The sequence below is a fragment of the Roseicyclus mahoneyensis genome (assembly GCF_003148775.1).
Lineage (GTDB): Bacteria > Pseudomonadota > Alphaproteobacteria > Rhodobacterales > Rhodobacteraceae > Roseicyclus > Roseicyclus mahoneyensis.
Window position 1 is genome coordinate 239912 of sequence record NZ_QGGW01000005.1, and the last position, 22592, is coordinate 262503.

The 22592-nt window shown below is 64.4% G+C and carries 23 protein-coding genes; 19 read left to right on the forward strand and 4 right to left on the reverse strand.

What is annotated here, in order from left to right; genetic code table 11:
- The first annotated feature begins 19 nt into the window (after nt 1–19).
- The 4 genes from C7455_RS12265 to C7455_RS12280 all read left to right on the forward strand — a co-directional run bounded on the left by C7455_RS12265 (nt 20) and on the right by C7455_RS12280 (nt 3626).
- A complete protein-coding gene (locus C7455_RS12265) occupies nt 20–1711 on the forward strand; it encodes an acyl-CoA dehydrogenase (RefSeq protein WP_109668701.1) in 1692 nt (563 codons plus the stop codon).
- Entirely contained in the window at nt 1708–2733 is a 1026-nt protein-coding gene (locus tag C7455_RS12270; protein WP_109668598.1) for an MBL fold metallo-hydrolase, read from the forward strand. Before C7455_RS12265 ends, C7455_RS12270 begins: the two co-directional genes overlap by 4 nt.
- 105 nt (nt 2734–2838) lie before the next feature.
- Nucleotides 2839–2979: an aa3-type cytochrome c oxidase subunit IV gene (locus C7455_RS12275; protein ID WP_109668599.1), complete on the forward strand. Its 141-nt coding sequence runs from the start codon at nt 2839–2841 to the stop codon at nt 2977–2979.
- Complete coding sequence (locus C7455_RS12280; protein WP_109668602.1) at nt 2976–3626, forward strand: hypothetical protein; 651 nt, start codon at nt 2976–2978, stop codon at nt 3624–3626. The genes C7455_RS12275 and C7455_RS12280 overlap by 4 nt, the downstream gene beginning before the upstream one ends.
- A gap of 111 nt (nt 3627–3737) precedes the next feature.
- Here C7455_RS12280 and rpsU read toward each other — a convergent pair whose 3' ends face one another.
- A complete protein-coding gene (gene rpsU / locus C7455_RS12285) occupies nt 3738–3944 on the reverse strand; it encodes a 30S ribosomal protein S21 (protein WP_109668604.1) in 207 nt (68 codons plus the stop codon).
- A gap of 117 nt (nt 3945–4061) precedes the next feature.
- Here rpsU and C7455_RS12290 point away from each other — a divergent pair, with 117 nt between their 5' ends.
- Together C7455_RS12290 and C7455_RS12295 are read left to right on the forward strand one after the other, a co-directional pair.
- Nucleotides 4062–4772: a COQ9 family protein gene (locus tag C7455_RS12290; protein ID WP_109668606.1), complete on the forward strand. Its 711-nt coding sequence runs from the start codon at nt 4062–4064 to the stop codon at nt 4770–4772.
- A 77-nt stretch (nt 4773–4849) separates the two neighbouring features.
- Nucleotides 4850–5830, forward strand: a complete 981-nt coding sequence (locus C7455_RS12295; RefSeq protein ID WP_109668703.1) for an NAD(P)H-quinone oxidoreductase — start codon at nt 4850–4852, stop codon at nt 5828–5830.
- A 51-nt stretch (nt 5831–5881) separates the two neighbouring features.
- On the opposite strand, the gene C7455_RS12300 is transcribed toward C7455_RS12295, so the two are convergent.
- Both C7455_RS12300 and C7455_RS12305 read right to left on the reverse strand, forming a co-directional pair.
- Nucleotides 5882–6493: a CDP-alcohol phosphatidyltransferase family protein gene (locus C7455_RS12300; protein ID WP_109668608.1), complete on the reverse strand. Its 612-nt coding sequence runs from the start codon at nt 6491–6493 to the stop codon at nt 5882–5884.
- A 57-nt stretch (nt 6494–6550) separates the two neighbouring features.
- Nucleotides 6551–7255 carry an HAD family hydrolase gene (locus C7455_RS12305; RefSeq protein ID WP_109668610.1) on the reverse strand — a complete coding sequence of 235 codons (705 nt, stop codon included), beginning with the start codon at nt 7253–7255 and terminating at the stop codon, nt 6551–6553.
- 92 nt (nt 7256–7347) lie between these two features.
- On the opposite strand from C7455_RS12305, the gene clpS reads away from it, so the two are divergent.
- The 4 genes from clpS (at nt 7348) to C7455_RS19935 (ending at nt 10824) form a co-directional block, all read left to right on the forward strand.
- The gene (gene clpS, locus C7455_RS12310) at nt 7348–7692 is read left to right on the forward strand and encodes an ATP-dependent Clp protease adapter ClpS (RefSeq protein ID WP_109668612.1); all 345 of its coding nucleotides are present in this window, start codon (nt 7348–7350) and stop codon (nt 7690–7692) included.
- A gap of 18 nt (nt 7693–7710) precedes the next feature.
- Nucleotides 7711–8703: a class I SAM-dependent methyltransferase gene (locus C7455_RS12315; RefSeq protein WP_109668614.1), complete on the forward strand. Its 993-nt coding sequence runs from the start codon at nt 7711–7713 to the stop codon at nt 8701–8703.
- A 30-nt stretch (nt 8704–8733) separates the two neighbouring features.
- Nucleotides 8734–9546: an SDR family NAD(P)-dependent oxidoreductase gene (locus tag C7455_RS12320; protein ID WP_109668616.1), complete on the forward strand. Its 813-nt coding sequence runs from the start codon at nt 8734–8736 to the stop codon at nt 9544–9546.
- A 156-nt stretch (nt 9547–9702) separates the two neighbouring features.
- Nucleotides 9703–10824: a DUF5677 domain-containing protein gene (locus tag C7455_RS19935; RefSeq protein ID WP_146199995.1), complete on the forward strand. Its 1122-nt coding sequence runs from the start codon at nt 9703–9705 to the stop codon at nt 10822–10824.
- Between the two features lie 174 nt (nt 10825–10998).
- Here C7455_RS19935 and C7455_RS12325 read toward each other — a convergent pair whose 3' ends face one another.
- A complete protein-coding gene (locus C7455_RS12325) occupies nt 10999–11769 on the reverse strand; it encodes a DUF1013 domain-containing protein (RefSeq protein WP_109668705.1) in 771 nt (256 codons plus the stop codon).
- Between the two features lie 130 nt (nt 11770–11899).
- On the opposite strand from C7455_RS12325, the gene C7455_RS12330 reads away from it, so the two are divergent.
- The 9 genes from C7455_RS12330 to C7455_RS12370 all read left to right on the forward strand — a co-directional run bounded on the left by C7455_RS12330 (nt 11900) and on the right by C7455_RS12370 (nt 22576).
- Entirely contained in the window at nt 11900–12532 is a 633-nt protein-coding gene (locus tag C7455_RS12330; protein WP_109668618.1) for a ribonuclease T2 family protein, read from the forward strand.
- Nucleotides 12533–12625: 93 nt separating this feature from the next.
- Nucleotides 12626–13462, forward strand: coding sequence for a bifunctional allantoicase/(S)-ureidoglycine aminohydrolase (locus C7455_RS12335; protein ID WP_109668707.1), 837 nt, complete (start codon nt 12626–12628; stop codon nt 13460–13462).
- A gap of 400 nt (nt 13463–13862) precedes the next feature.
- Nucleotides 13863–14591 (forward strand): isochorismatase family protein, encoded by a 729-nt coding sequence (locus C7455_RS12340; RefSeq protein WP_109668620.1) that lies wholly within the window; start codon nt 13863–13865, stop codon nt 14589–14591.
- A gap of 88 nt (nt 14592–14679) precedes the next feature.
- Entirely contained in the window at nt 14680–16215 is a 1536-nt protein-coding gene (locus tag C7455_RS12345) for an ABC transporter substrate-binding protein (RefSeq protein ID WP_170119069.1), read from the forward strand.
- A gap of 21 nt (nt 16216–16236) precedes the next feature.
- Entirely contained in the window at nt 16237–17184 is a 948-nt protein-coding gene (locus C7455_RS12350) for an ABC transporter permease (protein ID WP_109668624.1), read from the forward strand.
- Nucleotides 17185–17199: 15 nt separating this feature from the next.
- Nucleotides 17200–18081 carry an ABC transporter permease gene (locus C7455_RS12355; protein WP_109668626.1) on the forward strand — a complete coding sequence of 294 codons (882 nt, stop codon included), beginning with the start codon at nt 17200–17202 and terminating at the stop codon, nt 18079–18081.
- A 37-nt stretch (nt 18082–18118) separates the two neighbouring features.
- Complete coding sequence (locus C7455_RS12360; RefSeq protein WP_109668628.1) at nt 18119–20086, forward strand: ABC transporter ATP-binding protein; 1968 nt, start codon at nt 18119–18121, stop codon at nt 20084–20086.
- 19 nt (nt 20087–20105) lie between these two features.
- The gene (locus C7455_RS12365) at nt 20106–21353 is read left to right on the forward strand and encodes an MFS transporter (RefSeq protein WP_170119070.1); all 1248 of its coding nucleotides are present in this window, start codon (nt 20106–20108) and stop codon (nt 21351–21353) included.
- The gene (locus C7455_RS12370; protein ID WP_109668632.1) at nt 21350–22576 is read left to right on the forward strand and encodes an MFS transporter; all 1227 of its coding nucleotides are present in this window, start codon (nt 21350–21352) and stop codon (nt 22574–22576) included. The genes C7455_RS12365 and C7455_RS12370 overlap by 4 nt, the downstream gene beginning before the upstream one ends.
- Nucleotides 22577–22592: the final 16 nt, after the last annotated feature.

Genomic DNA, 22592 nt, shown 5'->3' on the forward strand with positions numbered 1-22592 from the left:
CGACAGGATGACGCGCCCCATGCCCTATCGTGCCCCCATCGCCGAGTTCGAATTCCTGCTGACCCATGTCGCAGGTTTTGACCGGGTCTCCGCGCAAGACCGCTACGCCGAGGCGACGCCGGACACCGTGCGCGCGCTGCTGACCGAGGCGGGTCGCATCTGCGAGGAGGTTCTGGCGCCGCTCAACAAGGTTGGCGACCGAAATCCGACACGGCTGGAGAATGGCGTGGTGCGCACGCCGCCCGGCTATGCGGAGGGCTATCGTGCCATGGTCGAGGCCGGGATGACGGCGATCTCGGCCCATCCCGATCATGGCGGGCTGGGTCTGCCGATCACGGTCACGGCTTGCGTCAACGACATGGCGGGGGCGGCCTGTCTTGCGCTGCAGATGAACCCGCTGATGACCCAAGGCCAGATCGAGGCGCTGGAACACCATGCGAGCGAGGCGATCAAGGCGTTGTATCTGCCGCGGCTGACCAGTGGCGACTGGTCGAGCACGATGAACCTGACGGAGCCGCAGGCGGGCTCGGACGTGGGCGCGCTGACGACGAAGGCCGAGCCTTCTGGCGACGGCACCTACCGCATCACCGGGCAGAAGATCTACATCTCCTGGGGTGACAATGATTTCACCGGGAATGTCGTGCATCTGGTGCTGGCGCGGCTGGAGGGGGCGCCCAAGGGGACCAAGGGCATATCGCTGTTCCTTGTCCCCAAGCTGATCCCCGATGCGCAAGGCAATCCCGGCGTGGCCAACAGCTTGAAGGTCGTGAGTCTGGAGCACAAGCTGGGCCTGCATGGCTCGCCCACCTGTGTGATGCAGTATGATGGCGCGACCGGCTGGCTGGTGGGTGAGGAAAACCGGGGCATGGCCGCGATGTTCACCATGATGAACAACGCGCGGCTGGGCGTGGCGCTGCATGGCGTGTCGATCGCGGACGCCGCGACGCAGGCGGCTGTGGCCTATGCGGCGGGCCGCAAGCAGGGGCAGCCGCTGATCGCGGGCGGCACCGGAACGATCCTCGATCATGCCGATGTGCGGCGGATGCTGATGGAGATGAAGGCCGAGACCTTTGCCGCCCGCGCGCTGGCCCTCGATCTGGCCGTGTCCATCGACCTTGGCCATGCCGGGGATGCGGCGGAGGCGGCCCGTGCCGCTATCCTGACCCCCATCGCCAAGGCTTACGGCACGGAGATGGGTCTCAAGGTCGCCAATATCGGCATTCAGGTTCATGGCGGGATGGGGTTCATCGAGGACACCGGCGTGGCGCAATTCGCCCGCGACGTGCGGGTGGCCGCGATCTATGAAGGCACCAACGGCATTCAGGCGATGGACCTTGTGGGCCGCAAGATGGCCGATGGCGGGGCCGCGATCCATGCGCTGGTCGATGCGGTGGAGGCCGAGGCGCAGGCACTTGCCATGGGTGCGCCGGTTGCGGCCATGGCGGACAGTCTGCGGGCTGCGACCGACGCCATTGTGGCGATGGATCTGAACGACCGTTTCGGCGGCGCGGTGCCCTATCTGATGGGATTCGCGCGCGTGCTGGGTGCGCTCTACCACCTGCGTGCGGCGGCGGCGGGCGATGGCGCGCGGGCCGCTCTGGCGCGGTTCTACATCGACCGCTTGCTGCCAGAGGCGCAGGGGTTTTTCACGCAGGCGCGGCTTGGGGCGGCGGGGCTCTATGACCTTAGCCCCGACGATCTGGCGGCATGATCCAGACCCCGCTTGAGGTCGCCCCCGCACCGGGCGAGGCCACCGAGGTCGCTGACGGCGTGCTGTGGCTGCGCATCCCGCTGCCCATGGTGCTGGACCATGTCAATGTCTATGCGCTGCGCGACGCGGATGGCTGGACGCTGGTCGATACCGGGCTTGATACCAAGAAGACCCGTGCGATCTGGGAGGCGGCGCTGGCCGGACCGCTCAAGGGTCTGCCGGTGCGGCGCCTGATCGTGACGCATCACCATCCCGACCATGTGGGCCTTGCCGGCTGGTTTCAGGCGCAGGGCGTCGAGTTGTGGATCACGCGCACCGCCTGGCTGATGGCGCGGATGCTGACGCTGGACGAGCAGCCCCTGCCGACCGAGGAAACGCTGGCGTTCTGGCGCAGCGCCGGCATGGAGGCCGAGGTGTTCGAGGCGCGGCGGTCTGAGCGCCCGTTCAATTTCGCCGATATCGTGCATCCGATGCCTTTGGGGTTTTCGCGGCTTTTGGATGGCGGAACTTTCCAGATGGGGGGGCGCGTCTGGGACATCCGCTTTGGTCAGGGGCATGCGCCCGATCACGCAACATTCTGGAGCCGCGAGGATGATGTGGTGATCGGCGGCGACCAGTTGCTGTCGACGATCTCGCCCAATCTGGGTGTCTATGCGACCGAGCCCGGGGCCGATCCTGTGGGGGAGTGGTTCGCCGCCTGCGACGCGTTGCAACCCCATGCGCGCGATGCACATCTTGTGCTGCCCGGTCACAAGCTGCCCTTTACCGGCCTGCCGGATCGGCTGCGGCAGATGATCGGCAACCATCACGGGGCGCTCGAGAGGCTGCGCGCGCATCTGGCCTTGGGCCCGAAGACCGCGGCCGAGTGTTTCCCGCCGCTGTTCAAGCGCCAGATCGACAGCGGCACCTATGGCCTTGCGCTGGTGGAGGCGGTGGCGCATCTGAACCACCTGCATGCCATCGGTGCCGTGATCCGCGACCGGCGGGCGGATGGGGCGTGGCTCTATCGTCTCAGCCCTTAGACCCTGCGGCGCGATGCCCCTGCGCCCTGAGGGCTGACAGGATGCACGGAATGCGGTATTGCCCGATCAAGCGCGAACAAGACACCCCGGACCGGAGGGAACGACATGGCCGAAAACAAGCACAAGCAAGGCGAGATGGACATCACCGAGCAGGAAAAGACCTTTGCCGGGTTCATGCGCATGAGCGTGAATGTCGGGATCGTCTGCATCGTCATCGTCGTGTTTCTGGCCATCTTCGCAAGATGAAGCGATTGCTTCGGGTCTGTGTCGCGCTGGTGCTGGCCGGCGCGATGTCAGCGTGCGCCGCAGACAGTGTCTGGGCGCCGGAGGAGGCGGTGCAACGGGCGGCCTACCGGCCGAGCGGCACACCGACCGTGACGCTGATGACCATGGTGTCCAACACCAACGGGTCGGGTGGCCATTCGGCGCTGATCATCGATGGCGCGCAGCGGCTGGTCTTTGATCCGGCGGGCAGTTGGCACCATCCGCTGGTGCCCGAGCGCAACGACGTGCTTTACGGCATGGGCGAGCCCTTCATGGGGTTCTACCTCGATTACCATGCGCGCGAGACCTACCATATCGTGATGCAGGAGATCGACGTGACACCCGAAACGGCAGCGGCACTGTCTGCGGCGGTGCAGAGCTACGGGGCGGTGCCGCAGGCGCAATGCTCCTTGTCGATCAGCCGCGTGCTGAGCCAGACGCCCGGGTTCGAATCCATTGGGACAAACTGGTTTCCCATGCGCACCATGCAACGGTTCGGCGCGCTTCCCGGGGTGCGCGAGCGGCAGATCTTCGATGATGATTCGGACGACAATCTAGAGCTGCTTCAGGCGCAGGCGCGCGCGGCACGGACTCAGGCCTTTGCGGCGGAGATGGCTGCAGAAAACTGAGCGGCACGGCAGCGCGTGAGACCTGCGATGCTGCCGTTATGCAAAGCAAAACCCCCGGGCCATGGGCGCGGGGGTTTATCTTTCAACGGCTCACGAACCGATCAAAGGCGTTCAGAGAAGCCCTTCGCGCTGCAATTTCTTGCGCGCCAGCTTGCGGGCGCGGCGGATGCCTTCCGCCTTTTCGCGCGCTTTCTTCTCCGAGGGCTTTTCGTAATGTTGCTTGAGCTTCATTTCACGGAAAACCCCTTCGCGCTGAAGTTTCTTCTTCAGGGCACGGAGCGCTTGATCGACATTGTTGTCGCGAACACTGACCTGCATTCTGGTGTCACCACCTTCCTAAGTTAGAGTTGCGTTTGAAAGCAGGAAGTGGCCGTATAGCAAAGGCCCCCTATCTTGTCTACTGTCTGAGGAAACCGGAAACCATGGGGGTCCGCGATGACCGACGGTCTTGAAAACGCCACCGAAACCGCTGCCGATCCCAAGGCCCGCCTGATCGCGGCTGCCTTGATGCATGTGCCCTTCGACGGCTGGTCCGAGACCAGTTTCCGGGCGGCGAGCGTGGATGCCGGGCTGACCGCCGCCGAGGCGCGTGCGCTGTTCCCGCGCGGTGCGGTCGATCTGGCGCTGGCCTTTCACGCGCAGGGCGATGCGGCCATGGTCGCGGCACTGAAGGCGTCCGACCTGTCGGCGATGCGCTACAGCGACCGGGTGGGCCATGCGATCCGCACCCGGTTGGAGCTTGTCACCCATGACAAGGAGGCGGTGCGGCGCGGCCTGACGCTGTTCGCGCTGCCGATCCATGCGGCGGATGGCGCGCGCGCGCTGTGGCAGACGGCGGACGCGATCTGGACAGCGCTGGGCGATACGTCGGACGATCTGAACTGGTATACCAAGCGCGCGACGCTGTCGGGGGTCTATTCCTCGACCGTGCTCTACTGGTTGGGCGACCAGTCGATGGACCATGCCGCGACATGGGCCTTTCTGGAGCGGCGGATCGACGATGTGATGCGGATCGAGCGGGCAAAAAAGGCAATGCGCGAGAACCGGCTGCTCAAGCCGCTGATGGCGGGCCCCGAATGGCTGGCGAGCAAGATCAAGGCACCCGGCGCCGCACCCGCCAATCTTCCGGGCCGCTGGCGTCTTTGAGGCGCGGCATCGCCGCCCTTGCCCCCCGGTCACCGGTCCGTCAAGCCTTGGGCGAGACTGACCAGACGGAGGCCCCCATGTCCGAGACCATGCGCGCGATCGAGATCACGAAACCCGGCGGCCCCGAGGTCCTGAAGCCGACGACGCGGCCCCTGCCCGTGCCCGGCTCGGGCCAAATCCTGATCGCGGTCGATCATGCTGGTGTGAACCGCCCCGATGCCTTGCAGCGCGCGGGCAGCTATGCGCCGCCGCCGGGCGCGTCCGACCTGCCGGGGCTGGAGGCGGCGGGGGTGGTCGCAGCCGTGGGCCCCGACGTGACGCGCTGGAACGTCGGCGACGCGGTCTGCGCGCTGTTGCCGGGGGGCGGCTACGCCCAATACGCGCTGACCCATCAGGACCATGCGCTGCCGGTGCCCGCCGGCCTGTCGATGGCGCAGGCTGCCGCGCTGTGCGAGACCTTCTTCACCGTTTGGTCCAACGTCTTTGTTCGCGGGCGTCTGAAGGCGGGCGAGAGGTTTTTGGTCCATGGCGGATCGTCGGGCATCGGGACGACGGCGATCCAGCTGGCGCATGCGATGGGCGCGCGCGTTTTCACCACCGCCGGATCGGCCGAAAAATGCGCGGCCTGCGAGGCCTTGGGGGCCGAGCGCGCAATCAACTACCGCGAGGCCGATTTCGGCGAGGTGATCGCGGCCGAAGGTGGTGCCGATCTGATCCTCGACATGGTGGGCGGGTCCTACCTGCCGCGCAACGTCAAGGCTTTGGCCGATGACGGGCGGCTGGTGCAGATCGCCTTTCTGGAGGGGCCGAAGGTTGAGTTGAACTTTGCGCAAGTGATGATGCGCCGGCTGACGATCACGGGCTCTACCCTGCGGCCCCAGTCCGATGCGGCCAAGGCGGTCATCGCCGCCGATCTCGCGACGCATGTCTGGCCCCTGATCGCGGCGGGCCGCATCGCGCCGGTAATGGATCAGGTCTTTGCGCTGGAGGATGCGGCAGCCGCCCATGCGCGGTTGGAAAGCAGCGCGCATATAGGGAAGATCGTGCTAAAGCTGTGAGGGAGACGGGAAAACTGCGGTTTTCCTGCGCGTTTTGCCGCAGAAAAACGCCTAGCTGTCGCTGAACGCCTGCCACCCCGCCGCAAAGCGCGTGATGCCTGTGACCGTCGCGGCAGCGGCGAAGACCAGCGCCAAGATCGGGAACCACGCCGGAAACAGGCAGAAGGCGGCGAAGACCGCGATGGTCTCGGCCCCTTCGGTCAGACCGCCGAGGTAGTATATGCCCTTGCTGGGATAGGCCGCTGCCGTCATGCCGCGCCGGGCCGCCACGCTGGCGAAGGCCAGAAAGGACGTGCCCGAGATGACGAAACTTGCGATCAGCACCGCGCCCGGAAGCGCGTTGGCGCCGGGATCAGACAGCACGAAGCCCAGCGGAAAGGCTGCGTAGAAGACGAAGTCGAGCGCGATGTCGAGAAAGGCCCCCCGGTCGGTCGGTCCGGTCACGCGCGCAACCGCGCCGTCCAGTCCATCTGCCAGCCGGTTCAATGCCAGCCCCGCCAGCGCGAGCCAGTAGAACCCCGCCGCCGCCGCCGCCGCCGCCGCCAGACCGATCAGACAGCCCGTGAGGGTTATCTGGTCGGCCCTTACGCCGCGCGCGGCCAGCCACTGGCCCGGGGGCGTCATCAGGTGGCGTTGCAGGGGCAGAAGCGCGGCATCGATCATGTGCCAGCATTGGCCGTGTCGCGCGGGCCGGTCAATTGGCGCGGGGTCACATGCGCGTCACCGATCAACCGCATCGACAAGCGCGGGCAGGGCGCCCAGATCGGGCAATTCGTGGAACCGCGCGTGGCCTTCGGGCGCGTCAGCCTGTTCATGCTCCCAAGTCAGCGCATGCGGGACAAACACGCCCCATGCCCCGGCCTCGAGCGCGGGACGGACATCCGATTTCATCGAATTGCCGACCATCATCGCCCGGCTCGGTCCGTCCCCATGCCGGGCAAAGGCCGCCTCATAGGTGGCCCGCGATTTGTCGGACACGATTTCGACGGCCTGAAACAGATGCGACAGACCCGATTCGGCCAGTTTGCGTTCTTGATCGAACAAGTCGCCCTTGGTGATCAGCACCAGAGTGAAGTCCGCCGCAAGATGCTCCACCACCTCGCGGGCATGGGGCAACAACTCGACCGGATGGCGCAGCTGTTCCTGTCCGGCTGCCAGAATTTGCGCGATGACCGACGCCGGAACGCGGGCCTGTGTCACGCTGATGGCCGCCTCCAGCATCGAAAGGGTCGCCCCCTTGATGCCAAACCCGTACAGCCCGAGATTGCGCCGCTTTGCCGCCATCAAATGCCGCTGCAACACCGCCCGGTCCTCGTGCTCGGCCAGGAGCGAGAAATAGATATCCTGCGACACGCGGTAGAAGGACTCGTTTTGCCACAGCGTGTCGTCGGCATCGAAGCCGATGGTGGTCAGCGCGCCGGTCATTGCCTTACCCCTCTTTTCTGCAAGCCCCGGTGTCTTATATAGTGGCCTCACGCAAGGGACAGCCGGCAGACCTGGAGCCGAGTGGAGACGCGATGCAGATCGACGCCTGGCAGATGATGGCGGACAAGCCGAAGACCGACGGCGAGGCCGACCTCATCACCAAGACAAAACCGAAGACGCAGCGCCCGCCGATGTACAAGGTGCTGCTTCTGAACGATGATTACACGCCGATGGAATTCGTCGTGCACGTTCTGGAGCGGTTCTTCGGCGTGTCCCATTCGCAGGCCGTGGAAATCATGCTGACCGTCCACAAGAAAGGCGTTGCCGTGGTCGGCGTCTTTTCCTACGAGATCGCGGAAACCAAGGTGGCGCAGGTGATGGATTTCGCCCGGCGCAACCAGCACCCGCTTCAATGCACGATGGAGAAAGAGGACTGACCGGTCCTCAAGGCCCCCATGACCCCTGACAGATGGACCCTTGCACTGGAGGCGGGCGAGCTTTCCCTGCCGCCCGGCCCGGTATTGGCGCTGCGCGCGCAAGGCGATGGCGATTACGCCGCCTTGGGCGAGGTAACCTGCGTGCAGGGATTCGCGCCCGATCATGACCGGCTGGCCGCGCGCGGGCTGCGTGTTTCACCAGAGATCCCCGAGGATCAGGTGTTTGCCACCGCGCTGGTGCAGATCGTCAAGGCGCGCGCGGGCACCATGGCCAGCATCGCCGAGGCCTTGATGGTTCTGCGCCCGGGTGGCCTCTTGCTGGTCGATGGTCAGAAGGAAGAGGGGATCGAGGCGATTCTCAAGCTGCTGCGCGGCGTTTTCCCCATCGACGGCGTGATGTCCAAGGCGCATGGCAAGCTGATCTGGCTGACAAGGCCGGAGGTTCTGCCCGAGGCGGTGATGGCTTGGATTCCGGAACCTATCGAGACCGAGGAAGGCTATGTGACCGTGCCGGGCGGGTTTTCCGCCGATGGGCCGGACCGGGGTTCGGAACTGCTGGTGGCCCTCGTGCCTCAGCTGACCGGCCGGGTGGCCGATCTGGGCGCGGGCTGGGGCTATGTCGCGGGCGAGATCTTGTCGGAGCAAGACGGGATCGAAAGCCTTGATCTGATCGAGGCCGATCACGCCATGCTGGAGGCGGCCGCCGCCAATATCGACGACCCGCGCGCGCGGTTCCATTGGGCTGATGTGACCCGCTTTGCGCCGGAGGCGAAATACGACGCCATCGTCTCAAACCCGCCGTTCCACCATGGCCGCCGCGCCGATCCTGCGCTGGGGCGTGCCTTTATCGCCGCCGCATCCCGCATGCTGGCGCCGAAGGGGCGGTTTTTCATGGTCGCAAACCGCCATTTGCCGTATGAAGATGCGCTGAAGGCCGGGTTCGGAACCGGCCGGCTTCTGGGCGAGCTTGAAGGCTACAAGATCTACGAGGCGGCCAAGCCCAAGCGCTAGGCCCCTGCTGTCAGGGACCAGATCCAGCACATGACACTTTCCATTCAAGGCAAGACCGCCATCGTGACCGGGGCCGCCAACGGCATCGGTCTGGCCATCGCGCGGCATTTCATCGACCGGGGCGCGAATGTGATGTTCGCCGACCGCGACAAGGCGCGGCTGGCCGATGAATGCGGCGACATCGAGGATGACAAGGGGCAGGTGCGCTATTTCGCGGGCGACCTGCGCGAGAAGCTGACGATCGAGAACCTTGTCTCGGCCACGGTGGATGCCTTCGACGGGATCGACATTCTGGTCAATGCCAGCCGTCAGGTGCTGCGCACCGATGTGCTGGATCCGTCTGACAACACGGTGGCGACGCTGCTCGACCAGAACATGATGACCGCCCTGCGGCTGAGCCAGGCCGTGGCGCGACGCATGATCGCGCGGGCCGAGGATCAGGAACGCCCGGCCGAGGGGTCGATCGGGTCGATCATCAACATCTCGTCCATCGCGGCGCGGCGCACGCACCCCGACCTGATGGCCTATTCCATCGCGGCGGCGGCGCTGGATCAGGCGACACGGTCGCTGGCGCTGGCGCTGGCCCCGCACCGCATCCGGGTCAATGGCGTGGCCTTTGGCTCGGTCATGTCGGCGAGCCTGAAGGCGGCCTTGGCCGAGACGGAGGGCCTGCGCGAGGATATCCGCCATTGCACGCCGATGGGCCGCATAGCCTCGGCCCGCGAGGTGACGGGGGCGGTGCAGTTTTTGGCCTCGGAAGGGTCGGGATTCGTGACCGGCGAGGTGATCACGGTGGATGGGGGGCGGACGTTGTTGGATAATGTGGGGGTGGCGGCGCATTGAGGGGGGTGAGGGCCCGCTTTACCGGATGCCGCGTAGTGCGTGAGCGGCAGCTATGCGCAACCAGACTTCGCAAGAATTCTTTATTGGCCTTTGTTGCTCACAGCACTTGAGCGAAGCTTGAGTACATCTTTGCAAATAGAAGGGTGAGCGGTTACATTGGGTTTCATTGAGAAAGATGTATTCGAAACTATCGAGAGAGAGCTTGAAAGGGCTCTCCAAGAGCATCCTGAGCTCACATCTGACGAGCTTGAAGCAGCAACCGAAAGGGCTTTGCAGTCATCTCTAGATGCGCTTTTTGAAGTCATTCCGGGTGTGATCGAAAGTTCGGCAGCGAAAGCTCTTAAGACTAGCAGGAAGCTGCAGCTCGGGTTCGAACAGAGATGCTATCGAAGGTGGCGCAAAGCCTTCGAGCTTTTCGAGATTATTCGTGGCGTCGCAGCTGAAATTGGAGAAAAACACGCTCAGGAACATTTTAGGGCGGTTGAAGAGGAGCGTGACTACATTTTCTTTGCGCTCAGTCACCTACATCCTAGGATGCTTCTGGTCGCAAGTGAGATTGATGCGCTGCTGCGGACAGGGTTTCCAGACGGAGCATTAGCTCGTTGGAGAACATTGCACGAAATAGCCGTCGTGGCATTGTTCATCGCGCAAAGCGATCAAGATACGGCAAAACGCTACTTAGCAAGTTTCCAATTCAACGCGCACCGGGACGCTAATCAGCTCAATGAATATGCTCAACGTGCAAATCTCTCTCCTTTTTCAGCCGAAGAGATCGAGGCAATGGGAATTGTGTGTCAGGCATTTGAGAAGGAGGTAGGTAGAGCAATTGGTCGAGAGTATGACTGGGCGAAAGAAGCTTTAAAGAAGGATCGCCCAACACTCTTTGATTTAGAGAAGGCAACCGGACAGGATCATTGGAGGCCACGTTATAGGTGGGCCTGCCAGCATGTTCACGCAGGGCATCGGCCCTCTGACAAGTTGCTTGGAATGAGTGAAGCAAAAAATCCCGTAAACCTTATTGGCTCATCTAATTCAGGGTTTGTCGATCCGTTCTCAATGAGCGCATGCTCGATCTCAGACTGCTGCCGTGCGTTTTTCGAAAGAAGGGCGACCATCGATAGCGTGGTGGCATTGAAATCTATACAGGTTTTGAGCGAAAGGTTGGGGCACATAGCCTTGCAACTCGAAACGGACACTTTGGAAAGCTATCAAAAGCGAACCACTTTCAAAGGCATCGCAACGCGATCGCTGAATTGGCTACGAAAGCTGGTATCATGAGCATCTCATACATCCGTATTGAGTTTGGATAGTAAGCGACTTGGCTAGCGGACGAGGATCGCTTTGGTCGCAAATCAGCCATTCACGTCGCATTCTGCCAGCGTTGTCAACCCAACGAAAAAACCCCGGACCTTGCGATCCGGGGTCTTCCTCTCTCCACCCGAGCCCTGCGCCTCAGCGGCGGCGGCGGCCCTTGTCGTCCTCGTCATCCTCGTCGTCGTCATCCCCCCCGCCTGCGGGCAGGTTGAACAGGCTTTCGGCGTCGTAGCGGCGCTCGGGCTTGTCCTCGTCTTCGCTGAGGCTGAAGGTCTCCAGCCCGGAAATCGCGGTGGGCATGCGCGCCTCGGGGTCCATCGCAAGGCTCGTCTCGGTCGAGACCAGCTTCATCCGCTCGTCATCACTCATCACGCCACCCTCGCGGGCCTTTTTCGCGTTGGCCTTTTGCACGGCGGCGTCCAGTTCCGACTGTTTGCACAGCCCCAGCGCCACCGGGTCGATGGGGGTGATGTTGTTGATGTTCCAATGCGTGCGCTCGCGGATGGTCTGGATCGTCGGCTTGGTCGTGCCCACCAGCGCCGAGATCTGGCCATCGCTCAGTTCCGGGTGGAACTTGACCAGCCACAGGATCGAGGCCGGACGGTCCTGCCGTTTCGACAGCGGCGTGTAGCGCGGGCCGCGGCGCTTTTCCTCGCCCACGGCGGCGGCGTTGAATTTCAGCTTGAGGACATGGGCCGGGTTACCCTCGGCCTTCTTGATCTCGTCCTCGGTCAGCTGGTTGTTGACCACCGGGTCAAAGCCCTTGACGCCCGCCGCCACATCGCCATCGGCGATGCCCTGAACCTCAAGCTCGTGCAGGCCGCAGAAATCGCCGATCTGCTTGAAGCTGAGCGTGGTGTTGTCCACCAGCCAGACGGCGGTGGCCTTGGCCATGATCGGTTTGTTCATCGTCATCCGTCCTTCAGATACGCCTCATCCCCTGCCGGTCTGGCCGGCGGCGGAGGGGTCTCCGCCATTTCCTCGATTTCGGGGAATTCGCAGCGTATATAGGCGCGCAAACGCCCGGAGGGAAGAGAAAATGAAACGCTGGCTTCTTGCGATGATCTGGCTGGGCGGGGCGGCTTGGGCCGAGGGGGAGCGGGCGGGCGATTTCGACTATTATGTGCTGGCGCTGAGCTGGACGCCGACATGGTGCGCGCTGGAGGGGGATGCGCGCGGGTCGGCGCAATGCGAGGCGGGGCAGGGGTTTGGCTTCACGCTGCACGGGCTTTGGCCGCAGTATGAGGAGGGCTGGCCCAGTTTCTGCCCGACCAATGCGCGCCCGCCCTCGCGCGGGGAGACGGAGGCGATGGTGGACATCATGGGCTCGTCGGGGCTGGCGTGGCACCAGTGGCGCAAGCACGGGTCGTGCAGCGGGCTGAGCGCGCAGGATTATTTCCGTCTGTCGCGGCTGGCTTATGAGGGGGTCAACCGCCCCGCTCTGCTGCGGCGTTTGGACCGGCCCGTGCGCCTGCCCGCGACCGTGATCGAGGAGGCCTTTTTGGAGGAGAACCCCGCGCTGTCGGCCGACATGCTGACCGTCACCTGCCGCGAGGGCCGCGTGCAGGAGGTGCGGATCTGCCTGACCCGCGATCTGGAGCCGCGCGATTGCGCAAGGGATGTGGCGCGCGATTGCAGCCTGCAAGATGCGCTGTTCGCGCCGATGCGTTAGGCGCGCGCGGGCGATTGCCCCGCCCGTGCCACCGTGCAAGATCGACAGCGCGCATGGCATGATGCGCCCCCGGACCCATGGATGAGCGAACAGATGACCAAGCCCCCCGCCAGCTATTACGCCGCCCTTGGCGGTCACCCGCCGCAGACGCAGGTGATGACCGACCGCGCCGTGTTCACCGAGGCCTATGCGGTGATCCCCAAGGGCGTGATGCGCGACATCGTGACCAGCGTCTTTCCGTTCTGGAATGGCACGCGGGCCTGGGTTCTGGCGCGGCCGATGACGGGGTTTGCCGAAACCTTCGCGCAATCCATCGTCGAGATTGCACCGGGTGGCGGGTCTGACCGGCCTGAACCCGATGCGGGTGTGCAGGGCGCGCTGTTCGTGGTGCAGGGCAGCGTGACGGTGATGCTGGACGGGCAAGATCACCCGCTGACGCCGGGCGGTTTCGCCTATCTGCCGGCGGAAAGCCACTGGACCATCCGCAACCCGGGCGCCACTCCGGTGCTGTTTCACTGGGTCCGCAAGCGGTTTCAGGGGGTCGAAGGGCTGGACCGCCCAGATCCGATCTTCGCCAACGAGGCCGATATCGCGCCCTCCGCCATGCCCGGCACCGACGGGCGCTGGGCCACGACGCGGTTCATCGATCCGGCCGATGTGCGCTACGACATGCATGTGAACGTGGTGACGTTTGAACCGGGCGCCTGCATCCCCTTCGCCGAGACGCATGTGATGGAGCACGGGCTTTATGTGCTGGAGGGCAAGGCGGTCTATCGCCTGAACCGCGACTGGGTCGAGGTGGAGGCGGGTGATTTCATGTGGCTGCGCGCGTTTTGCCCGCAGGCCTGCTACGCCGGTGGGCCGGGGCGGTTCCGCTACCTGCTCTACAAGGATGTGAACCGGCACCCGGCCTTTCCGTCCGGGTTCTGAAACGCAGGCCGCAAGGCCCTCCCATAGTCCCAATCATGGAACCCCGCCGCGTGCCGGAGGGAATCGGTGCTTGTCATGGACCGTGCCGGTCACGCTGTCCGTATGCCTCAATGCGCGCCTGCCGGAGTCATCGCGCCCATCGCTCTTGCAGCGGCGCCCGATTGTCGGCGCGATTTTGGGCGATCTGTGAAAACATCCTTACCAAAAGTCAAGTAACTTGACTGATTTTCAATCCCCTTGGCTTCCTCGTCATGCGGGGGCCAATCCTGCGGAGTTTCCGATGGCCCGCCCGCAAAGCCCGGCGCCGGTGCGGCGTCAGATCCATCCGCCGACGCGTCCCCGGCCAGCCCCCCGCTGACCGCACCCCGCGCCTGGCTTTGACAGGAAGTGGAGACGTCCCATGATGACCGAATATGGCTGGGAACCCTATCTCAGCGAGCGTGACCGCGAACATGACAAGATGTGGGGCAAGAAGGAGCTGTTCGGCTTCGGCGACAAGCCCGCGCTCGTTTTGATCGACATCTATTACAGCGTCCTTGGTCTGGAACGGCAGCCGATCTTCGAATCGATGAAGATGTGGCCGTCCTCGACAGGGCTGGAGGGCTGGAAGGCGGTGGACAAGACCGCCGAACTGCTGGCCGTGGCGCGGGCGAACGGCGTGCCGGTCGTGCACGTCAAGGGTCTGCAATCGGGCATCAAGCCTTGGGTCCACCGCAAGCGCGGGCCGTCCAAGCTGTCGGCCGAGATGCAGCAGAAGGGGACTGAGATCGTGGCCGAGGTCGCCCCCATCGCCGGTGAGGTGGTGATCGAGAAAACCGCGCCCTCGGGCTTTCAGGGCACGCCGCTGCATTTCCATCTCAACAGCCTCGGCGTCGACACGCTCATCATGTGCGGCGAGACGACATCGGGTTGCGTGCGCGCCTCGGTCGTGGATGCGGCCACGCATCGCTACCGGGTCGGCGTGGTGTCGGAATGCGTCTTTGACCGCACCGAGGCCAGCCATTTCATGAACCTCTACGACATGCACCAGAAGTATTCCGATGTCGTGTCGCTCGAAATGGCAAAGGCGTATCTGGGCGAACAGGGCGCCGATGTTGCGGAACCGCCGCTCCAGCGCAAGGCCGGGTAGGCCGTTCCCATGGCCGCCCTGCCCCCGGGGCGGCCAGTTTCTTGATGATCCTGCCAGTCCCCTGCCTGTCCACAAGGAGATCAACCCCATGTTCACGATGAACCGGCGGCAATTCGCGGGCCTGATGGCCGCGGGCCTTGCCCTGCCAAAGACCGCTCTTGCCCAATCCGACGGGTCCAAGACCCTGACCGTGCGTTTCTACGATGACCCGGCGGGATTTGACCCCGCCAACATCTTCCGCATCGAGAACGAGAACATCGCCTTCAACATCTTCAGCGGCCTGACCAGCTATGACGGCCAGACCGGCGAGATCATTCCCGATTTGGCGACATCTTGGGAAACGCCCGACAACAAGACATGGACCTTCCGGCTGCGCGAAGGCGTGCAGTTCCAGAAGGGCTTTGGCGAGATGACGTCGGAAGACGTGATCTACAGCTACAACCGCATCCTTGATGAAGCGACCGCTTCGCCATACCGCAGCACGCTGGCCAGCATCGTCACGATGGAAGCGCCCGATCCCTACACGGTCGTGATCGAACTGGATGCGCCCAATGGCGGGTTCCTGCACACGGTCGCCAACTACCACCAGGGCCAGATCGTGAGTCGCCGCGCCATCGAGGAAGCGGGCGATCAGGTGCGCTGGCAGCCGGTGGGCACTGGGCCCTATTACCTCGACATGATCGATGTGACCTCGCGGATCGTGCTCAAGCGGCACGAGGGGTATTTCCGGGGCGCCGCGCCGATCGAGACCATTGTGTTCAACATCATCAAGGACGAGGCCACATCGACCATCGCGCTGCGCAATGGCGAGGTCGATCTGGTCATGCGCGCCAACCGTGAGGAGAATCTGACCACGCTGCGCGCCGAAGGGTTCACGATGAATTCGGTGATGGATTACGCGGTGGCCCTCAAGGTGCTGAACCCCGAGTTCGAACCCTTCGCGGATGTCAGGGTGCGTCAGGCGATCTTTCACGCCATCGACTACGAGGCGATCACCGGCGCGATCTCGCCCTCGCTCAGCCAGGCGACGAATTCGATCCTGCTGCCGTGGATGCCGGTCTATTCCGAGAACATCCCGACCTATCCCTATGACCCCGACCGGGCCCGCGCGCTGTTGGCCGAGGCCGGCTACAGCGGCGGTTTCTCGTTCCGGCACCTTGGAACCTCGGCGCAGGGCGTGACCGAGTTGCAGCAATTCGAGATCGATTTCCTGTCTCAGGTCGGTCTCGACATGCAGATGGAGCTGGTGGACACCCCCACCTTCAACCAGCGGCGCAATGCCGGCGAATTCCAGATGGCCACGCGCCTGTTGCCCGCCGTCGATCCCGACCTGATCTTGTTCAGCTACCTGCACCCCGACAATACGGTGCCGGGCGGGTTGAACGGCGCGCGCTACAACAACCCGCGTGTGACCGAGTTGCTGCATGCCGCCCGCGCGGCGGTCGATCCCACGGAACGCATGGCTCTCTATGAAGAGATCCAGCAGATCGTGATGACCGAGCTGCCCTACGTGCCGAGCTACGCCAACAACGTGTTCTGGCCGGGCAAGTCGACCGTCACGGGCGTGCACATCAACTATCTTGCGCAGGTCAATTTCTACGACGTCGACATGACCGTCGCCTGATCACGAAAGAGGAAACCGGCCATGATCGATTACGCAATCAAGAAGTCCGCCCAGCTTTTCATCACCGTGTTCGGTGTCGTCACGCTGGTGTTCTTCACCCTCCGACTGATCCCGGGGGACGCGGCATCGGCCATGGCCGGCGACACCATCTCGGGCGAGGCGCTGGACCTGATGCGCGAACAGATGGGTCTCAACGAGCCTTTGATGTCGCAATATTTCGGCTACCTGCGCGATCTGGTCATGCTTGATCTGGGCCAGACCATAACCACCCGCCTGCCGATCGCCGAGATGATCGGCAACGCGATCCCGGTAACGCTGTCCATCGCGTTGCTGACCATTTTGTTGACCGTGGTCATCTCGATCCCGTTGGGGACGGTCGCGGCCTATATGGCGCACAAGGGGCGGACGCGGCTCGACAACCTGCTGACGGGCTTTGCCATGCTGGTCGACCTGATGCCGTCCTTCTGGACGGCGCTGGTGTTCTTGCTTTTGTTCTCGCTGACGCTGGGCTGGTTTCCGGCGTCTGGAATGGTGACGCTGGATGATCCGGCCATGTTCCTGTCGCGCATCGCGCTGCCGGTTCTGGTGCTGTCGGTCACGCAGATCGCCACGATGGCGCGGATCACGCGCACCTCGGTGCTGGAAATCCTGTCCGAGGATTACGTGCGCACCGCCCGCGCGATGGGCTGGTCGGAGTTTCGCGTGCTGTTCCGCCACGCGCTCAAGAACGCGGCGCTGCCGATTGCGACCGTCATCGGGCTGAGCTTCGGCAACCTGCTGAACGGGACCGTGATCGTGGAATTCATCTTTACCATCCCCGGCATCGGCAACCTTCTGATCAACGGGATCAACAGCCGCGATTACCAATTGGTCCAGACGCTGATCGTGTTCTACGCGCTGCTTTTCGTCTCGATCAACTTCATCACCGATCTTGTCTATCGCGCGCTCGATCCGCGCGTCAGCTTCTGACCCGGAGAGCAGGACATGGCCAACGAAACCGTCGATACCGCCGCCCGCCGCCCTCGCCCGCCCGCGCTGGCCCTGCCCACAGAAGGGCTTTGGGCCAACCGCAAGGTTCAGGTGGCACTGATGATCCTCGTGCCGATCCTTGCGCTGACGGCACTCGCGCCGCTTCTGCCACTTCAGGCGCCGCTCGAGACGAACCTGCGCGCCATCATGCAACCGCCGTCGATCGACCACCCGTTCGGCACCGACCGGATGGGGCGCGATGTGCTGGCGCGCACGCTGGCGGGGGTGAAGGTGTCGTTGCTGGTGGGTTTCAGTGTGGCAACCATCGCGCTGATCGCGGGCATGATCCTTGGGACATTGGCCGGGTTCTTTGGCGGGTTGATCGACCGCGTCGTGATGACGGTGGTGGACATCTTCCTTGCCTTTCCGTCGCTCCTCTTGGCTATCGGGCTGGTCGCCATCGTGGGCACGGGTCTGATCCCGGTGATCGCGGCCATCGCCATGGCGGACGTGCCGCGTTTCATCCGGCTGCAACGCAGTCAGGTTCTGAGCCTGCGCTCGCGCCCCTTCATTGATGCGGCACGCACGGTGCGCGCATCGAAGGGCTGGATGATGACCCGCCATATCATCCCCAACACCGTGGCGCCGATGCTGGTCGCAGGCTCCATCGCTTCGGCCAATGCCATCCTCGTCGAGGCGAGCCTGAGCTTTCTGGGCTTGGGCATCATGCCGCCCGCGCCGTCCTTGGGCAACATCATCCGCGACGGGCAGACCTATCTGCAGGAAGCGTGGTGGATCTCGACCCTGCCCGGCGTGGTGATCTTGCTGATCGCCTTTGCGCTGCACTTCCTGTCGGACGGTGCGCGCGAGGAACTCGACCCCCGTGCCCGCAAATGACCTGTCCCTGCCCGCAATCCCCGCAAGGAGACCCGCGATGACCTACCAGTCCGACCTTGCCCCCACATTGCTGGAGGTGCGCGGCCTGCGGACCGAATTCGACACCCGGGCGGGCACTGTCACCGCCGTGGACGGCGTGTCCTTCACCATCGAAAAAGGTGAGCGCGTCGCCATCGTGGGCGAAAGCGGATCCGGCAAAAGCGCAATGGCCATGTCGCTGTTGCGGTTGCTGGCCCATCCCGGCCGTGTGGCGGGGGGGCAGGTTTTGCTCGATGGGCGGGATCTGGCAAGCCTGTCGGAACGCGCGCTGAATGCGATCCGGGGGCGCGAGGTGGGCACGGTGTTTCAGGACCCGATGTCGTCGCTTGACCCGGTGATGAAGGTCAGCCGCCAGATGGTGGAACCGATCATGCGCAACCTCGGCCTCTCGCGTGAGGCCGCGCGGGCCGAGGCGATCCGCTGGCTCGACAAGGTGGGAATTCCCGACCCCGAGGGGCGCATCGATGCCTATCCGTTCGAGATGTCGGGCGGCATGCGTCAGCGGGTGATGATCGCCATGGCGTTGTCGTGCCGCCCGCGTCTGGTCATCGCAGATGAGCCGACAACCGCGCTGGATGTCACCATTCAGGCGCAGATCGTCGAGATGCTGAAGGACCTGACAGCCGAGGCCGGGGCGGCGATGATGTTCATCACCCATGACCTTGGGCTGGTGGCGCGGTTCGCGCACAAGGTGGCGGTGATGTATGCAGGCCGGATCGTGGAATTCGGCCCTGTGGACGCAATCTTTGCCGCGCCCCAGCACCCCTATACCCAGAGCCTGTTGCGCACGATCCCTAGTGTCGATGCCACCAAGGACACGCGGTTGCCGCAGATCCCCGGCATCCCGCCCGACATGCGCCACAAGCCCGAGGGCTGCGCGTTTCGGGCCCGCTGCGCAGTGGCCACGGCACGCTGCGCCCTCGAGGCGCCGGAATTGACCGCACGCGCGGGCGATCTGGCGGCGGCTTGCTGGGTGGAAGGGGGATTGCGCGCCGCGCCACAGGCGCTGGAGCCGCGCCGCCGGGTGGCGGCCCCGCTGGACGACACGCGGGTGACGGTCGAGATCAACAATCTTGTAAAGCATTTCGAGGGTCGCGGGTTTCTGGCGCGCAACCGCCGCGCGGTGCGGGCGGTCAACGGCGTGTCGCTGCGGGTGCGCAAGGGCGAGACGCTGGGCATCGTGGGCGAAAGCGGCTGCGGCAAAAGCACGGTGGCGCGTCTGCTGCTGGGGTTGGATCAGCCTACCTCGGGCGAGATCTTCATCGACGGGCTGGCGCAGATGGTGTTTCAAGACCCGTTTTCGTCCTTCAACCCCAAGATGACCATCGCCCGGATCATCGAGGAACCGCTTGCGGTACAGAACTGGGGTGACCGCGCCTCGCGCGCCGCGCGGATCGAACAGCTGATCACGCAGGTCGGGCTGGAACCCGCGCATCTGGTCCGCTACCCCAGCCAGCTGTCGGGCGGCCAGCGCCAACGCGTGGCGATTGCCCGCGCGCTGGCGCTGAACCCGTCCGTCGTGGTGGCGGATGAGCCGACATCGGCGCTCGATGTGTCGGTGCGGGCGCAGATCATCAACCTGCTGGCCGATCTCAAGGCCGATCTGGGGATCAGCTTTGTCTTCATCTCCCACGACTTGCTGACGGTGCGCTACATCTCGGACCGGATCGCGGTGATGTATCTGGGCGAGGTGGTGGAATATGGCCCCGCCGAAGATGTGTTCGACCGCCCGATGCACCCCTACACCCGCGCGCTGATCGACGCGGTGCCCATCCCCGATCCGAGGCTGGAGGCCGCGCGCACCAACGCGCCGTTGCGCGGCGATCTGCCCAGCCCGCTCGACCTGCCGGTAGGTTGCGCATTCGCCTCGCGCTGCCCGATGGCGACCGCGATGTGCCGGACGGACAAGCCAAGGCTCAAGAAATACCGTCAGTCCCAGGAGGCCGCCTGCCATTATGCCAAGTGAAACAGGGCAAGGTCACGCCATGAAAAGTGACCGTTTCGCGCTGTTCGGCATCTTCGGCGGCTGCGTATTCTTCACCATAACCGGGCTCGCCAATCCGTTCTTCTCGCTCTACGCGGCGGAACTGGGGGCCACCACTTTTGCCATCGGCGCGATGGTGACGCTTAAGGCGCTGCTGCCGATCTTCATCGCCATGCCGGCGGGGCAGTTGATCGACAGCCTTGGCCCCGTGCGGATGCTGCAATGGGGGTCTTGGCTGCTGCTTTCGGCGCTGGCCTGCATGGTCTTTGCCGAGGGTCTGGCGCTGCTGGCCTTGTCGCAGGTGCTGTTGGGGGCCTGTATCGTCATCATGGCCTCGGCCTTTCAGGTGCTGGTCGCCAAGGGCAACCGCGACAGCCGGAACGAGGCGATCAAGCGCTATGCGATGTGGATGTCGGCGGGCGGCATGATGGGCCCGCTGATCGGGGGCGCCATTGCTTCGACCCAAGCCGTGCCGGTCGATGGCTACCATCTGGCCTTTCTGGCCTCCACGGGGGCGACAGGCGTGTTCATGCTTGTGCTCGCCGGTGTGGCGCGTGTCTATCCGCACCCCAAGGCCGATGAGGTCGAGATCCGCGCCGCCGATGTCTTCAGTCTCAAGGGCGTGACGGGCAGCTACCGTTCGGGGTTCGATTTGGCGCATCTGCGGCCGGTTCAATTTGGCCTGACCGCGACCTTTCTAATCATGTTCATTCAGGCGCTCTACATGAGTTTCCTGCCGCTTTATCTGAACGAAAACGGCTTCTCGACCATGTTGATCGCGGTCACGATCTCGCTCAAGGGGCTGGCCGCGATGGTGTCGCGCTACGGGCTGACGCTTCTGACGAAATACTATCGGGTGGAAACGATCCTGATGGGCGCTGGGTTGGTGTCGGCGGTTTGCGTGGTGCTGACGCCGCTGGCGGTCGTGTCACCCGTCACGATGCTGATCTTGGCCGCCGTTCTGGGGGGTGCGGTTGGGGTCAACTTGCCGATCAGCATCATGGTGATGGTGGATGCGGTGGGCGAGGGGCAGCGCGGCAAGCTGATGGGCCTGCGGCTCTTGTCCAACCGCTTTTCGCAGATCCTGAGCCCGCTGACCTTTGGCTTTGTTGGTGGCATCTTCGGGCTGACGGCGGCCTTCTATAGCGCGGGCGTATTGCTGGTGGCGACCGTCGCGGGCTTTGCCGTATTCGCCCATCGCAGCCTTGTGCCTGGGCCGGTGGCCGTCGCCGATGAGCCCGCGGAATGACGCTGCACACCCCCTTGCCCGAGCGCGCCCATGCGCGCTGGTCCGACTTGCTGCGCGACACGCCGGCCTTTGGGCTGATCCTTGTGACCGTGGCGGGGCATATGGCGCTTTTCGGGATGCTGACGCCGGTGATGGCGACCCATGCGCAGGGGTTCGGCGTGCCGGGCTGGCAGATCGGGTTGATGATCACGATGTTTGCCGTGGGGCGTCTGGCGGCCGATCTGCCGGCCGGGTTTCTGGCCGACCGGATCGGGCTGCGCGTCCTTTTGTGGGGTGGACCGGCGCTGTGCGGGATCGGCGGGCTGATCGGTGGGCTGGCGGTGGATTATCCCACGATCCTGACGGGGCGTCTGGTGCAAGGGGTGGGGTCGGGTCTCTACATGACGGCGGCGACGATCTACGTCGCGCGCATGAGCGACCGGCGCAACCGAGGCAAGCTGATGGCGCTGTTTCAAGGCGCCATGTTGGTTGGAGCCTCGTTTGGTCCGGTTCTGGGCGGCTGGGCTGCGGCGGCCATGGGTGCATCCGGGCCGTTTCTGGCAGGGGCCGTCATCGGTCTGGCTACAGCGGTGATCGCGGCGCTGTTCTTCCGCGATGCGCCGCGCGGTGCGGCGGCTGGCCATGGCCACCACATGCCCGCCGCGCTGTTCCTGTCGATCCCGTTCCTGAGCGTGCTGGCGATCAACCTTGGCGTCTTTCTGACGCGCACGGTCGGGCAATGGCAGATCCTGCCACTTCTTGCACAAGAACGTTTCGCGGCCGGGCCGGACCAGATCGGGCTGGCCATCACGCTCTCGGCGCTTGGCACGCTCGCGGTGTTGCCCTTCGCGGCTTGGCTGATCGAGCGGGTGCCGCGCGTGACGCTGATCACGGCATCCTTGCTGGCGACGGCAGCCTGTCTTGCCGCCATTGTTCTGGCGGGCACGATGGGATGGCTGATGGTGGCGATGGTCGCCATGGGACTGGCCACCGGCATCAGCGGACCCGCCATCGCGGCCTATGCCGTCGAGATCACTGCCCCCGAGCTGCACGGCCCCGCCATGGGTGCGATGCGTTTTGCCGGCGATCTTGGCTACCTTGTCGGGCCGGTGTCCTTCGGCCTTGCCATCGACCTGACCGGCATCGGCCAGTCGGGTGGCATGGCGCTGAACGTCGGTCTCGTGGCGGTATTGGCCGTTCTGTTCCTTGCCGCCCATCGCCGGGCGCGCCCCGCCCTGACCTGAACCTGCAACCCCGACC